This is a genomic window from Burkholderia sp. Bp9031 (assembly GCF_003857965.1).
Classification (GTDB): Bacteria; Pseudomonadota; Gammaproteobacteria; order Burkholderiales; family Burkholderiaceae; genus Burkholderia; species Burkholderia ambifaria_A.
The window spans coordinates 21,212-34,552 of sequence record NZ_QTPW01000015.1 but is presented as its reverse complement, the minus strand read 5'-3'; the positions used below and the strand labels follow the sequence as shown (position 1 = coordinate 34,552).

General features: G+C 69.0%; 11 protein-coding genes. 4 read left to right on the top strand and 7 right to left on the bottom strand.

Annotation, left to right across the window (positions count from 1 at the left end):
• Positions 1-58: 58 nt before the first annotated feature.
• Entirely contained in the window at positions 59-982 is a 924-nt protein-coding gene (locus DIE15_RS20145) for a LysR family transcriptional regulator (protein WP_057929802.1), read from the bottom strand.
• Between the two features lie 74 nt (positions 983-1,056).
• Between DIE15_RS20145 and DIE15_RS20140 the strand changes: the two genes are divergently transcribed.
• Positions 1,057-1,623: a cysteine dioxygenase gene (locus tag DIE15_RS20140; protein WP_057929803.1), complete on the top strand. Its 567-nt coding sequence runs from the start codon at positions 1,057-1,059 to the stop codon at positions 1,621-1,623.
• Positions 1,624-1,749: 126 nt separating this feature from the next.
• The gene (locus DIE15_RS20135; protein ID WP_124834177.1) at positions 1,750-3,375 is read left to right on the top strand and encodes a rhodanese-related sulfurtransferase; all 1,626 of its coding nucleotides are present in this window, start codon (positions 1,750-1,752) and stop codon (positions 3,373-3,375) included.
• Between the two features lie 83 nt (positions 3,376-3,458).
• Here DIE15_RS20135 and DIE15_RS20130 read toward each other — a convergent pair whose 3' ends face one another.
• A complete protein-coding gene (locus DIE15_RS20130) occupies positions 3,459-4,604 on the bottom strand; it encodes a glycerophosphodiester phosphodiesterase (RefSeq protein WP_057929805.1) in 1,146 nt (381 codons plus the stop codon).
• 371 nt (positions 4,605-4,975) lie between these two features.
• Between DIE15_RS20130 and DIE15_RS20125 the strand changes: the two genes are divergently transcribed.
• Together DIE15_RS20125 and DIE15_RS20120 are read left to right on the top strand one after the other, a co-directional pair.
• On the top strand, positions 4,976-6,025 hold the full coding sequence (locus DIE15_RS20125) for a phytoene/squalene synthase family protein (RefSeq protein WP_124834176.1): 1,050 nt from the start codon (positions 4,976-4,978) through the stop codon (positions 6,023-6,025).
• 486 nt (positions 6,026-6,511) lie between these two features.
• Complete coding sequence (locus DIE15_RS20120) at positions 6,512-7,711, top strand: porin (RefSeq protein ID WP_057929807.1); 1,200 nt, start codon at positions 6,512-6,514, stop codon at positions 7,709-7,711.
• Positions 7,712-7,864: 153 nt separating this feature from the next.
• On the opposite strand, the gene DIE15_RS20115 is transcribed toward DIE15_RS20120, so the two are convergent.
• Genes DIE15_RS20115 through DIE15_RS20095 form a run of 5 tightly spaced genes read right to left on the bottom strand, consistent with a single transcriptional unit; the run spans position 7,865 to position 13,115 of the window.
• Positions 7,865-9,352 (bottom strand): efflux transporter outer membrane subunit, encoded by a 1,488-nt coding sequence (locus DIE15_RS20115; protein WP_124834175.1) that lies wholly within the window; start codon positions 9,350-9,352, stop codon positions 7,865-7,867.
• 10 nt (positions 9,353-9,362) lie between these two features.
• Positions 9,363-10,517: an ABC transporter permease gene (locus DIE15_RS20110; RefSeq protein ID WP_057929809.1), complete on the bottom strand. Its 1,155-nt coding sequence runs from the start codon at positions 10,515-10,517 to the stop codon at positions 9,363-9,365.
• Positions 10,514-11,461: an ABC transporter ATP-binding protein gene (locus tag DIE15_RS20105; RefSeq protein ID WP_124834174.1), complete on the bottom strand. Its 948-nt coding sequence runs from the start codon at positions 11,459-11,461 to the stop codon at positions 10,514-10,516. The genes DIE15_RS20110 and DIE15_RS20105 overlap by 4 nt, the downstream gene beginning before the upstream one ends.
• Complete coding sequence (locus tag DIE15_RS20100; protein ID WP_124834173.1) at positions 11,458-12,420, bottom strand: HlyD family secretion protein; 963 nt, start codon at positions 12,418-12,420, stop codon at positions 11,458-11,460. Before DIE15_RS20100 ends, DIE15_RS20105 begins: the two co-directional genes overlap by 4 nt.
• Positions 12,417-13,115: a TetR/AcrR family transcriptional regulator gene (locus DIE15_RS20095; protein WP_057929812.1), complete on the bottom strand. Its 699-nt coding sequence runs from the start codon at positions 13,113-13,115 to the stop codon at positions 12,417-12,419. Before DIE15_RS20095 ends, DIE15_RS20100 begins: the two co-directional genes overlap by 4 nt.
• Between the last annotated feature and the right edge of the window lie 226 nt (positions 13,116-13,341).

Genomic DNA, 13,341 nt, shown 5'->3' with positions numbered 1-13,341 from the left:
GAGCGGTGTGGCGGTCAGTGCAAACGGGGCGACACCGTGGAGGCGTCGTCGATCGCGGTCAAGCGGCCTCGTCGTGCTCGCCGGCATCAGCCGGCAGCGCGAATGCCGTGCGCGCATGCGCGGCCACGGCCGCGAGCGGCGCCGCAAAGCGCGCGGCATCCTGCCGGTGCAGCAGCCACAGATCGATCTGCGGCTTGAAATCGGCGAGCGGCACGATGTCGAGCGCATCGCGCAGCGGGCTGCCTTCGAGCAGCGGCTTCGGCATCAGCCCGATGCCGAAGCCGTTCGCGACGCTCTGCAATTGCAGGTCGCGGCCATGAGTGTCGAGCGTGACCGGCATCGGCAGCCCCTGCGCGTCGAGCGCGCGGCGCAGGCCCGCGCGAAACCCGCAGCCGTCGGGATTGAGCACCCAGCCGCGCGCGTGGCAGTCGGCGAGGCGGTAGCTGCGGCGCGGCCAGTCGCCCTTGCGGCCGACCGCGACGAGCCGCGTGGCCAGCAGCCTTTCGCCGTCGACCTGCGGCGGCAGCACCATCTCACGGGCCAGAAACACCAGTGCCGCATCGAGCTCGCGGCGCGCGATGCGCTCGACGAGCATGCCGCCCCAGGCGGTCGTGACCTGCGTGGCGAGCGCAGGCCACTGCGCGGCGAGCTGCGCGATCAGGCCGGGCAGCATCAGCTCGCCGAGGCCTTGCGTGAGGCCCACGCGGAATTCGCCGGCGGGCGGCCGCTGGCCGGCCGTCAGCTCGCGCAACGCATCGACTTCGCGCAGGATCGCGCGGCACTGCTCGAATACCTGCCTGCCGATGTCGGTCGGGCGCGGCGGCTTCGTGTTGCGGTCGAGCAGCGTGACGCCGAGCGCTTCCTCGAGATTCTGCACGCGCCGCGTGATCGCGGGCTGCGTCATCCCGAGCTCGGTCGCGGCCTGGCTCAGCGTCTGGCAGCGGACGACCGCTGCAAAAGCGTCGATATCGCTAATTTTCATGTTTGTTCTGCATGGTATTTCGGGTGCATCATGACGATCCATCATATTCGGCATCATATTCGAGGAGACAGCCGATGAGTACGCTTTCGTTGCAGCAGACGCCGCTGCGTCCGTTCGTCGACGGGCTGGGCGCACTGCTCGCGTCCGGCGCGAACGAGGCGCGCATCCTCGACGAGGGCGGCGCGCTGCTCGCTGCCCTCGTCGCGCACGACGACTGGCTGCCCGACGCGTTCGCGCAGCCCGATCCCGAGCGCTACCGCCAGTACCTGCTGCATCTCGATCCCGACGAGCGGTTTTCCGTCGTCAGCTTCGTGTGGGGGCCCGGCCAGACGACGCCGATCCACAACCACACGGTGTGGGGGCTGATCGGGATGCTGCGCGGCGGCGAGCTTTCGCAGCCGTACCGGTTCGATGAAACCGGCAAGCCGGTGCCGGCCGGCGACGCAGTGCGGCTGCGGCCGGGCGAGGTCGAGGCCGTGTCGCCGCGCATCGGCGACGTCCATCGCGTGACCAACGCATTCGCGGACCAGGTGTCGATCAGCATCCACGTATACGGCGCGAACATCGGCAAGGTCGAACGCGCGGTGTTCCAGGACGACGGCACCGTAAAGCCGTTCGTGTCCGGCTATTCGAACGCGTGACCGAATGCCCGTTGCCACATGCCGTCGATACGGCCCATTGAGGGCGCACGCCGGCACGCGCGAGATTCATCCGTTTCCCGTTTGCATCGTTCTTCACCGACTTCAACCGAATCCGACAGAGACATCGTGACGCAATCCGCCGATTCCACTTCCCGTTTCCCCGTCGCGTCGTACCAGGACGTACGCGCGCGCCTGCTGGCCCGCGATGAACTCGCGCTGATCGACGTGCGCGAGGAGGATCCGTACGCGCAGGGCCATCCGCTGTGGGCCGCCAACTTTCCGCTGTCGAAACTCGAACTCGACGCGTGGACGCGCATTCCGCGCCGCGATACGCCGATCGTCGTATTCGGCGAAGCCGGCGGCGAGGATCTCGCGCCGCGTGCGGCCGCGAAGCTCGCGCAACTCGGCTATACCGACGTGCGGCTGCTCGACGGCGGTCTCGCGGGCTGGCTCGCCGCGGGCGGCGAACTGTTCATCGACGTGAACGTGCCGAGCAAGTCGTTCGGCGAATGGGTCGAGGCCGAGCGCCATACGCCGTCGCTGTCCGCGCAGGAAGTGCAGGCGCTGATCGATGCGAAGGCCGACGTCGTGATCGTCGACGCGCGCCGCTTCGACGAATACCAGACGATGAACATCCCGACGTCGACGAGCGTGCCGGGCGCGGAACTCGTGCTGCGCGTGCGCGCGCTCGCGCCGAATCCGGCCACGCAGGTGGTGGTGAATTGCGCGGGCCGCACGCGCAGCATCATCGGCACGCAGTCGCTGATCAACGCGGGCCTGCCGAACCCGGTCGCCGCGCTGCGCAACGGTACGATCGGCTGGACGCTCGCCGGCCAGACGCTCGAGCGCGGCGCCGCGCGACGCTTTCCCGACGACGTCGATACCACGCAGCGCGAGGAAGCGCGCCGTGCCGCGCGCGCGGTGGCCGAGCGTGCCGGCGTGCCGCGCATTGCGCTCGCGGGCGTCGCCGCGCTCGACGAGCCGGGCCGTACGCTGTATCGCTTCGACGTGCGCACGCCGGAGGAATACGAGGCCGGCCATCTGCCGGGCTTCCTGAGCACGCCGGGCGGGCAGCTCGTGCAGGAGACCGACCATCACGCGGCCGTGCGCGGCGCGCGGATCGTGCTCGCCGACGACGACGGCGTGCGTGCGGACATGACCGCGTCGTGGCTCGCGCAGATGGGATGGGACGTGCGCGTGATCGAGCCGGCCGGCACGGCGGCGTTCGTCGAGCGCGGCCAGCCGCCGCGCGACGTGCCGGTGCCGCCGCAGGTGACCGAGGTGTCGCCCGCGACGCTCGCGGGCTGGCTGAAGGAGGCGGCTGCGGGCGAGATCGCGATCGTCGACGTGACGACCAGCGCGAACTTCGTGAAGCGCCATATCCCCGGCGCGTGGTTCGTCGTGCGTGCGCAGTTGCGCGATGCGCTCGCCGCGATCCCGCCGGCGAAGCGCTACGTATTCACGTGCGGATCGAGCCTGCTCGCGCGATTCGCGGCGGACGACGCGCGTGCGTTGCTGCCGGCTTCCGCTGCAATCTCGGTGCTGACCGGCGGCACGGCCGCGTGGATCGACGCGGGGCTGCCGCTCGAGCACGGCGAGACGCATCTGGCGTCGCCGCGTGTCGACCGCTACCGGCGCCCGTACGAAGGCACCGACAACGCGGCCGCCGCGATGCAGGCGTATCTCGACTGGGAATACGGGCTGGTCGACCAGTTGAAGCGTGACGGCACGCATCACTTCCGCGTGATCTGACCACGGTGCGGCAACCGGCGCGCGGCGCGATGCGCGCCGCGCCCGGGGGTTGCGTGTTCAGCGGCTCGTCGTGTTCAGCGGATTCAGCGCTTGAACGTATCGACGGCTGTACGGCCGACGGCCGGATCGTCGGTGAAGAAGCCGTCGATGCCTGCGCGCAGGTACGCCTGGATCTCGCGCACCGAGCCTGCGGTGTTGCGCGTGGCCGGCGTGCCGCCGTCCTTCAGCGACGCGGGCAGGAAGTTGTTTTCCGGGCGGAACGTGTACGGATGCACGACGAGGCCGGCTTCGTGCGCGTAGCGCACGTACGGCGTCGGCTGCTGCAGCGTGCCGTCCGCGGCGACCGCGATGATCGACGTCTTGTACGGGCCGACGCCGTTCGCATAGGACGCGATCTCGCGCATCCCGTCGCGCGTCGACAGGTCGCCATAGGTGCGCTTGTCGTTCGCCTTCACGAAGTCGTACGGACGCTGGCCGGCTTCGTCCATCAACTGCACGAGCTTCCAGTTCGGCTGGCTCGACTTGATCCGGTTGCGGATCGCCCTCAGGTTCGCGACCTCGAACGACTGGATGTAGACGGTCGCCGTGCGCGCCGTGTACGGATCCTTCAGCAGCGCGTCGACGAGACGGTCCTCCAGCGGCAGGTCGATCGACTGGAAGTAGGTCGGGTGCTTGGTTTCCGGATACAGGTGGATCGTGCGGCCGGTCTGCGCGGACATCTGCTTCGCGAGCGCGACGATCTCGTCGAAGGTCGGAATCTCGAACTGATCGTTGTACGTGGTGTTCGCCGGGCGGACTTGCGCAATGCGCTCGCGGGCGCGCAGCGTCTTCAGCTCGGCGAGCGTGAAGTCCTCGGTGAACCAGCCGGTCAACTGCGCGCCGTCGATCGTCTTGGTCGCCTTGCGGCTCGCGAACTGCGGCAGCGTCGACACGTTCGTCGTGCCCGAGATCTCGTTTTCGTGGCGCGCGACGAGAACCCCGTCGCGGGTCGCGACGAGATCGGGCTCGATCACGTCCGCGCCGTCCTCGATCGCCTTGCGGTACGACGCGAGCGTGTGCTCGGGGCGCAGCGCGCTCGCGCCGCGATGGCCGACCACCTGGACCTTCGCGGAGATCGGCTGCGTGGGATCGGACGCCGACACCTCATCGCCGCCGCAGGCGGCAAGCAGGAGGGCGGCGGCACAGGCGAACGGGATGCAGCGCTGGGCGGTCGGGCGCGTGAGGAGCATGTCGATGAACCTTCGAAACGGAAGTCGATGAAAGGGCGGTCGATCCGGCCGCGCCGTGTGTCGTGCCGGGCCGCGCGGGATCGAATGGGACGCGATCGTCGCACCGGAGCATTACATATGTATTACTCAGGCCTTTCTGTTTTGTTGTGAGGTCGAGCGCGCGGGATGGTGGAAAGCGCGGCGGTGCGCGCGGTGCGATCCGGCCGTCTCCGCGAGCCGGCGCGCCGGATGCACTAAACTTGCGGGACTTTTGCATCGCCGCGCCGGGCCGACATCCGCCCGCGCACGACGATGCGGCGACTCGCGGGCCGGCGCGGGCGCCCGGCGCCCGTGGGTGTCCGGGGCCCGCGCCGGCCGATTTTTACCGACCCATGACGACTCGAACCGATCCCGCCTACCTGCTCGGCGACCTGCTGAAGAACGTTTCCCGCTCCTTCTACCTGACGCTGCGCGTGCTGCCCGACGGCATGCGCGACCCGGTCGGCCTGGCCTACCTGCTCGCGCGCGCGGCCGACACGATCGCCGACACGGCGCTCGTCGCGCCCGATCGCCGCGCGGCGCTGCTGACCGACCTGCGCGACGAGATCGAGCGGCTCGGCGATGGCGTGATGCTGTCGCGCTCGCTCGAGGACGTGACGCGGATGCAGACGGATTCGCACGAGCACGTGCTGCTCGGCTCGATGCAGCCGATGCTCGCGTTGCTGCGCGCGCAGCCGGACGCGGACCGCGCATCGATCCGCAAGGTCGTCGCGACGCTGACGTCGGGGATGGAATTCGATCTGCGCACGTTCCCCGACGAGCAGTCGGGGCAGGTCGCGTCGCTGCCGAACCGCGACAGGCTCGATCGCTACACGTACCTGGTCGCCGGCTGCGTCGGCGAATTCTGGACCGACATGACCGGCGCGCACACGCGGGCCGCGCGCGGCTGGGACCTGGCGGACATGCGCGAGAAGGGCATCCGGTTCGGCAAGGCGCTGCAGATGACCAACATCCTGCGCGACTGCGCGAAGGACCTGCGGATCGGCCGCTGCTACCTGCCGGACGACGTGCTGGCCGCGCACCGGGTGGGCGTTGCCGACCTGATGTCACCCGACGCGTCGGCGCGTGCGCGCGGCGTGCTGGTCGACCTGTTGCGCGTGACGCTCGCGCAGTATCGCGACGCGTGCCTCTATACGCTGGCGATTCCGCGCCGCTTCGTGCGGCTGCGGCTCGCCTGCCTGTGGCCGATCATGATCGGCCTGGAAACGCTCGAACTGCTGGCCGGCCACGCTGCGTGGCTCGATCCGGCGAGGCCGGCGAAGGTGCCGCGCAAGCGGATCTACCGGATCATGGCGTCGTCGCTCACGCTGGTCGGTTCGAACGCGGCGATCCGTGCGCGGATGAACACGCTCGTCGACGCCGTGAACGCGCGGATCGCCTGACCCGCGTCGCATCGCATGTCGCCGGCGCGATGCGCCGGCATCCTCCTTCGACCCGCGCTCGCCGGGCCGCTCCCATCCGTTCTCCCGCGCACGGGCTGAAACGTTTTCAAATTTCGCTTCCCGAAATGTGGCTGTCATGAACGTCAGCGATCCTGCGCGGCGGCGTGGATCGCGGCGTCGGCCGCGGTCGTGCATTTGTAAGAACAACGTTGCCGAAGGCGTCTGACAACATCGGACGGTCGTGTTGCACCAGTAAAAATGTAAAGCTAGGGTTTTCACCGGGAAATGCCGGAGAGCCCCACCGCGTAAGCGTTTTCAGGTGTTATGTAACCATTTGGTGAACCCGTGCGTTGCGTCGATCATACGATGACCGACTGTGCGTATTGGGAAACGATTGGTAATCCGTCAGAATCGCACCGGCATGTACTCGCACATGTGCATAAAACCACACCAGAAAAGAAATCATTCTTTGAGGACGGAGAATCAATGAAAAAGCGCGTCGCTTTCGCCATGACGGCAGTGGGTCTCGCAGCCGCTACCGCAGCCCACGCCCAGAGCAGCGTGACCCTGTACGGTATCGTCGATAACGCTATCGCTTACCAGAACAACGCAGCGCCGTCGACCGGCGCGACGAGCGGCGGCCACTCGAAAGTGTCGATGGGCACCGGCATTTGGGCCGGCAGCCGTTTCGGCCTGAAGGGCAGCGAGGACCTCGGCGGCGGCACGAAGGCGATCTTCCAGTTGGAAGCCGGCTTCAACGCGAACAACGGCGCATCGCAATGGGCGGGCGGCATCTTCACCCGCCAGGCATGGGTCGGCATGACGAACCCGATCTACGGTACGCTGACGGCAGGCCGCCAGTACACCGCGTACTACACGCTGCTGTCGCCGTACAGCCCGACGACGTGGCTGACGGGCGCATACGGCGCGCACCCGGGTGATATCGACTCGCTGGATACGAGCTACCGCGCGAACAACTCGCTGGTCTACATGTCGCCGAAGTTCTACGGCTTCACGGTCGGCGGTTCGTACTCGTTCGGCGGCGTCGCAGGCAGCGTGAACCGCGGCTCGACGTGGAGCGCGGCGATCCAGTACCTGAACGGCCCGGCAGGCGTCGCGGTCGGCTTCCAGAAGGTCAACAACTCGACGCTCGGCGGCGGCGTGTGGGGCGACAACTCGACGGTCACGAGCGGCGGCCAGCCGGCCGTGTCGGCGATCAACAGCGGCTACCAGACGGCGCAAACGCAGCAGCGCCTCGGTGTGACGGCCGGCTACCAGTTCACGCCGGCATGGGACGTGTCCGTGTCGTACACGAACGTCCAGTACGTGCCGGGCGTCGGTTCGGCGTTCCGCAACACGGCGATCTTCAACACGGCAGGCGCCGTGCTGCACTGGAAGGCAGCGCCGCAGTGGGACTTCGCGGCAGGCTATGCATACACGGCGGCAACGCAGTCGAACGGCATCTCGAGCGCGGCCAAGTACCACCAGGTCACGCTGTCGCAGTACTACAGCCTGTCGAAGCGCACGGGCCTGTACGCACTCGAGGCTTACCAGCACGCGACCGGCAACACGCTGAACAAGGCTGGCGGCATCCAGGCAGCGACGACCCAGATCGGCGACGGCGTGGCAGCAGGTTCGAACCAGAACCAGGTTGCAGTCGGCGTCGGCATGATCCACCGCTTCTGATGTCGCGCGGCGCGCAAGCGCCGCTCACGGCATGCGGTATGAAGAAACCGGCCTTCGGGCCGGTTTTTTTCGTGGGTTCGCGCGGAGCACGTCGCGCGGGCGTGCTTCTCCATCACGCGGGTTTGACGAAGCATGCCCGAGCCATCGTGCCGATCAGTGGTGCGAATCGTCCGCCCAGTTTCCCGCCAGCGCCTGGAACAGCGCCGCCGTATCGGCAAGCCGGTCGGCTTGCGCGCGGGTACGGTCGAGCGCGGTCTGCAGGGCCTGTCGCTGCGTGTCGAGCAGGTTGAACAGGCTGATTCCGCCTGTCGCATAACGGTCGCCGGCAATGGCGTTGCTTGCCGCTGCCTGTTGCGCGGCGGTGTCTCTCGCCTGCAGTTCGGCGGCATCGTGTTCGACCGCGCGCATCGCGTCGGCAACCTGCTGAAGCGCCAGCAGCACGGTTTCCCGATAGCTTGCGAACGCGGCGGCGTACGCCGCTTCGGCCGCGCGTTTCCTCGCGCGCAGCTCGCCGCCGTGAAAGAGCGGCTGCGTCAGGCCCAGGCCGACGTTCCACACATTGAGCCCGCTGACGATATCCGCGATGCGCGTGCGCTCCGACCCGATCCCCGCCGAAATCGAAAAACGCGGATACAGGTTCGCGGTGGCCACGCCGACGTTCGCGCTCGCTTGATGCAGCACGGCCTCCGCCGCGCGGATGTCTGGCCGTTCGCGCGCAAGCGTCGACGGCAGCGCGACCGGCAGCGTGCGAGGCAGCGCGAGTGCATCGAGCGCGAGCTCGGGCAGTGCATCGCCGGACGGCGGCGCGCCCAGCAGGATCGCGAGCCGGTGGCCGGCCTGCGCGTAGCGAGCCGCGAGCGGCGGCAAGGAGGCCTGCGTCTGCGCGAGCAGCGCGCGCTGCGCATGCACGTCGGCACGCGACACGCCACCCGCCGCGAAGCGCGCTTCGACGATGCGCAACTGCCGCGCCTGTGCGTCGACGAGCTGCCGGGTGAGCTGGACTTGCTGCGCGAGCGACGCGCGCAGTATCGCGGTCGCGACGACGTTGCCCGCGAGCGTCAGGCGCGCGGCGTCGAGCGTGTACGCCTGATAGTCGACCTGGGCGCGCAGCGCTTCGAGCGCGCGCCGGTTGCCGCCGAACACGTCGAGTGCGTACGACACGCTCACCGACGCGTCATACAGCGTGAACGGCCCGGGATTCGGCACGTTGGCGGGCAGCCCGAACGCGGCGATGTCGACCTGCTCGCGCGTGGCGGAGAGGTTCGCGTCGACGCGCGGCAACATCGTCGCGCCGGCTTGCGCCGCATGGTTCTGGCGCGCTTCGTCGAGCCGCGCGCGGGCCTCGGCGAGCGTCGGGCTGTTGTGCCATGCGGTATCGACGAGACGGTCCAGCGGTTCGGAGCCGAACTGCGTCCACCAGCGTTGCAGCGTGTGCGCGGACGACGCGAACGTCTGCGCGTCGCCCGCCGGGCCGCCGGCGGCCGCCGTGGTAGCGGGTGCGGCGTCGCGCGTGTACTGCTGCGTGGCCGGCGGATCGGGCGCGCGGAAATCCGGCCCGACCGCACACCCGGCGAGCAGCGCAACGGCGGCCAGCGCGCTGCAGCGGGCAGCGTGGGAGGGGCGACGCGAAGCGGGTTTCATCGCGCGGCCCCTAATCGAGCGTGCGCCGGTAGAAGCGCAGCGCGACGCTCATCACGACGACGGTGAATAGTGCGACGGGCCATACCGACGGCCACAGGTCGGCCCAGTCGTTGCCTTTGAGCAGGATGCCGCGCACGAGGCGGTTGAAGTAGGTGAGCGGCAGCAGGTTGCCGATGAACTGCGCCCACTTCGGCATTCCGGCGAACGGGAACATGAAGCCCGACAGCAGGATGTTCGGCAGGAAATAGAACACCGCGAGCTGCATCGCCTGCAACTGGTTCTGCGCGAGCGACGACAGCGTGATGCCGACCGTCAGGTTCGCGGCAATGAAGAGCAGCGCGGACAGGTAGATCGCGAACACGCCGCCGACGAACGGCACCTCGAACACGTACCGCGCGGCGGCGAGAATGATCGACACCTGGATCAGCCCGATGAACACGTACGGGACGATCTTGCCCGTCATCACCTCGATCGGCCGCACCGGCGTCGCGAGCAGGTTTTCCATCGTGCCGCGCTCGCGTTCGCGGGTGATCGCGAGGCCCGTCATCATCACCATCGTCATCGTCAGGATCACGCCCATCAGGCCCGGTACGACGTTGTACTGCGTGATGCCTTCGGGGTTGTACAGGCGGTGCAGCACGACGTTGAACGCGGCCGGGCGGCCGTTCAGGCGCGCGAGCGGGCCCGTCAGGTCCTTGTCCGCGACGGGCTGCACGAGACCGGGCAGCGCGCCGATCGCCGACGCGGTCGCGACGGGATCGGTCGCGTCCGCCTCGACGAGCAGCGACGGGTGTTCGCCGCGCAGCAGCCGCCTCGAGAAATCGGCCGGCACGCTCAGCACGAACTGCACGTCGCCGCGCGCGAGCGCATGTCGGCCGGCCGCTTCGTCGGGCAGCGTTTCGACGATGTCGAAGTACGCGGAATTGCGCATCGCGGCGATGAAGCTGCGGGTGAAGGGGCTCGAATCGGCAACGATCACCGCGGTCGGCAGATGCTTCGGATCGGTGTTGATCGCGAAACCGAACAGCGCGAGCTGGATGATCGGCACGCCGACGATCATCGCGAACGTCACGCGATCGCGACGCAGCTGCAGGAATTCCTTCAGCACGATGCTCCACCAGCGCGCGACCGAGAACGCGCCGCGCATGCTCGCCCGCGCGCTCATGACGGCGCTCCGCCGGCGGGGCCGGGCGCGCGGCCCATCATATAAATAAACACGTCCTCGAGCCCGGTGTCGATCGGCGCGACCTGAAACGACGCGTTGCCGCACACCTGCGCGAGCGTCGCGTCGAGCCGCGCGCGATCGCGGCCGCTCACGTGCAGCACCGAGCCGAACACGACCGTCTGGTCGACGCCCGGCATCGTGCGCAAGCGCGCGGACAGTTCGGCCAGGTGCTCGCCGGCCACCGCGCGCGTCGACAGGTGCTGCGACGCGACGATCTCCGCCGACGTGCCCTGCGCGAGCAGTTCGCCGTACGCGATGTACGCGAGCTTGTGGCAGCGCTCGGCTTCGTCCATGTAGTGCGTGCTGACGAGCACCGAGATTCCTTGCGCGGCCAGCCGGTGCAGTTCTTCCCAGAAGTCGCGGCGCGCGGCGGGATCGACGCCGGCGGTCGGTTCGTCGAGCAGCAGCAGTTCCGGCTCGTGCAGCATGCACGCGGCGAGCGCGAGGCGCTGCTTCCAGCCGCCCGACAGCGCGCCCGTGAGCTGGTCCGCGCGGCTCGCGAGGCCGAGCCCGTCGAGCGCGCGCGCGACGGCCGCATGGCGGTCGGCCATCCCGTACACGCGCGCGACGAAATCGAGGTTCTCGCGGATCGACAGGTCTTCCCAGTACGAGAAGCGCTGCGTCATGTAGCCGACGCGCCGCTTGATCTGCGCGCTGTCGCGCACGATGTCGTAGCCGAGGCAGGTGCCGCTGCCCGAGTCGGGCGTGAGCAGGCCGCACATCATCCGGATCGACGTGGTCTTGCCGCTGCCGTTCGGCCCGAGAAAGCCGAAGATCTCGCCGCGCGCGACGCGCAGCGATACGTCCTTCACGACATGCTTGTCGCCGAACCGCTTGTTCAGGCGGTCGACGTCGATCGCGTACGGAGCGGGCGGCACGTTCATCGCACGCTCACGGCGACCGGCTGGCCCGGATGCAGCTTCGGCGCGTCGGCGGGCGCCGGACGCGCCTCGACCATGAACACGAGTTTGGCCCGGCTCTCGTTGCTGTAGATCACGGGCGGCGTGTACTCGGCTTCGCGCGACACGTAGGTGATGCGTGCGGGCACGTCGGCCGCGCAGCCGTCGCAGTGGATCGCGATCGTACGCCCGGGGGCGAGCGACGCCACGGCCGCCTCCGGCACGAAGAAGCGTACCTTCAGGTTCTGCGGCGGCAGCATCTGCACGACCGGATTGCCGGCCTGCACCCATTCGCCGACGCGGTACAGCGTGTCGTACACGCGCCCGGCGGCGGGCGCGGCGATGCGCTTCTGGTCGAGCTTCCATTGTGCTTCGGCCACTGCCGCCTGCGCGGCGTCGACCTGCGCGGCCTGGGCGGCGACCTGCTGCGTGCGGCCCGGCAAACGGGCGACTTCGACCTGGTTCTGCAACTCGCGCGTCTGTGCGGCGGCGGTCTGCGCGGCCGTGCGCGTATCGTCGAGCTGCTGCTTCGACACGCCGCCGGCCGCGTACTGGCGTTCGTCGCGCGCGAGTTGCGCGGCGGCCCGCGCGGCTTGTGCGGTGGCCTGCGCGAGCTGGGCGCGCGTGACCGCGACCTCCGGCGCGCGCTTGCCGGTCTGCAGGTCGGCAAGCTGCGCGCGTGCGGCCGCGAGCTGATGCTGCGCCTGCTGCAACGCGGCCGTTTCGCTGACGGCCTCGAGCGCGAACACCGGTGTGCCGGCCGCGACGGCCTGGCCGCGTTCGACCGACAGTTGCGTCAGCGTGCCCGCCTGCGACGACGACAGGTAGACGAATTCGCCTTCGACGTAGCCCTGGTAGGTCGCGCCGGTGTCTGCCGGCCGTCCGCAACCGGCGAGCAGCGCGGCGGCGGCCAGCGCGAGCGGCAGCGGGCAGGCGGTGCTCACGACGGCCTCCGTGGCGCGCGAGAACGCGCATCCGGCGCGGGGGCGGGCCGCTGCAGTCCGGAGTCGAGCAGCGCGCGGACGTGGCGATGCAGCACGTCGCGATCGATCGGTGGCAGGCCGCGCGCGCTTTGCCACAGCTTCGCGGTCGCGAGCGGCAGCATCACGAGTGCGATGATCGAATGGAACAGGAATGCGGGTTCGAGCGATGGGTTCAGCGTGCCGGCCTGCTGCGCGGCCCGGATGCGTTCGGCGAAACGCCCGACATGCTCGAGCGGAATGCGGCGGACCATCCGCTCGCGCAGCAGGCCGCCTTCGTGAACGATCTCGCGCAGCCAGATCGACGGGAGCCAGGGCATGCGATGCGTAACGTCGAAGAACCGGTCGACGAGTTCGGCGACGAGCGCGAACGGATCGCCTTCGATCTGCGGCGCGGTCGGCCGCCACACGAACGCGATGACTTGCGCGAGCCGCTCCTCGACGATCGCATCGAGCAGTTGCTCGCGATTCGTGAAGTAGTAATGGACCATCGCCGACGTGACGCCGGCGGCCGTGGCGATCTGTGCGACCGTCGTCGCGGCGATGCCGCGCTCGGCGAACAGTTGGATCGCAACATCGAGCATGTGATCGCGCAGGTCGAAGTCCTCCACCGACGGGCGGCGCCCGCGCGGCCTGGCGACGGTGGATTTCGCGTTCATGCAGACGACGCTAATTGATGAGTTAGTTAATTTCAAGAAAGGGTTTTCGCGCGCGACGAGCGCGATCGGGCGTGCGTCGCATGGCGGTGCGGACGAGCGGGGAGGTCGCGCGACGGACGGCCGCGTGCGGGGGGCGCTGTGTAGGGAGCGGCTAATGAGGAAGCGGCGGGGGGAAATGGCGGGCGAAGCGGCGGAAACCGGTGAGGCATCCGCACGCAACCGGCGG

Coding starts and splice junctions, on each gene's coding strand:
- DIE15_RS20145 (WP_057929802.1), bottom strand. CDS start 982: ATGAAAATTAGCGATATCGACGCTTTTGCAGCGGTCGTCCGCTGCCAG.
- DIE15_RS20140 (WP_057929803.1), top strand. CDS start 1,057: ATGAGTACGCTTTCGTTGCAGCAGACGCCGCTGCGTCCGTTCGTCGAC.
- DIE15_RS20130 (WP_057929805.1), bottom strand. CDS start 4,604: ATGCTCCTCACGCGCCCGACCGCCCAGCGCTGCATCCCGTTCGCCTGT.
- DIE15_RS20125 (WP_124834176.1), top strand. CDS start 4,976: ATGACGACTCGAACCGATCCCGCCTACCTGCTCGGCGACCTGCTGAAG.
- DIE15_RS20120 (WP_057929807.1), top strand. CDS start 6,512: ATGAAAAAGCGCGTCGCTTTCGCCATGACGGCAGTGGGTCTCGCAGCC.
- DIE15_RS20115 (WP_124834175.1), bottom strand. CDS start 9,352: ATGAAACCCGCTTCGCGTCGCCCCTCCCACGCTGCCCGCTGCAGCGCG.
- DIE15_RS20110 (WP_057929809.1), bottom strand. CDS start 10,517: ATGAGCGCGCGGGCGAGCATGCGCGGCGCGTTCTCGGTCGCGCGCTGG.
- DIE15_RS20105 (WP_124834174.1), bottom strand. CDS start 11,461: ATGAACGTGCCGCCCGCTCCGTACGCGATCGACGTCGACCGCCTGAAC.
- DIE15_RS20095 (WP_057929812.1), bottom strand. CDS start 13,115: ATGAACGCGAAATCCACCGTCGCCAGGCCGCGCGGGCGCCGCCCGTCG.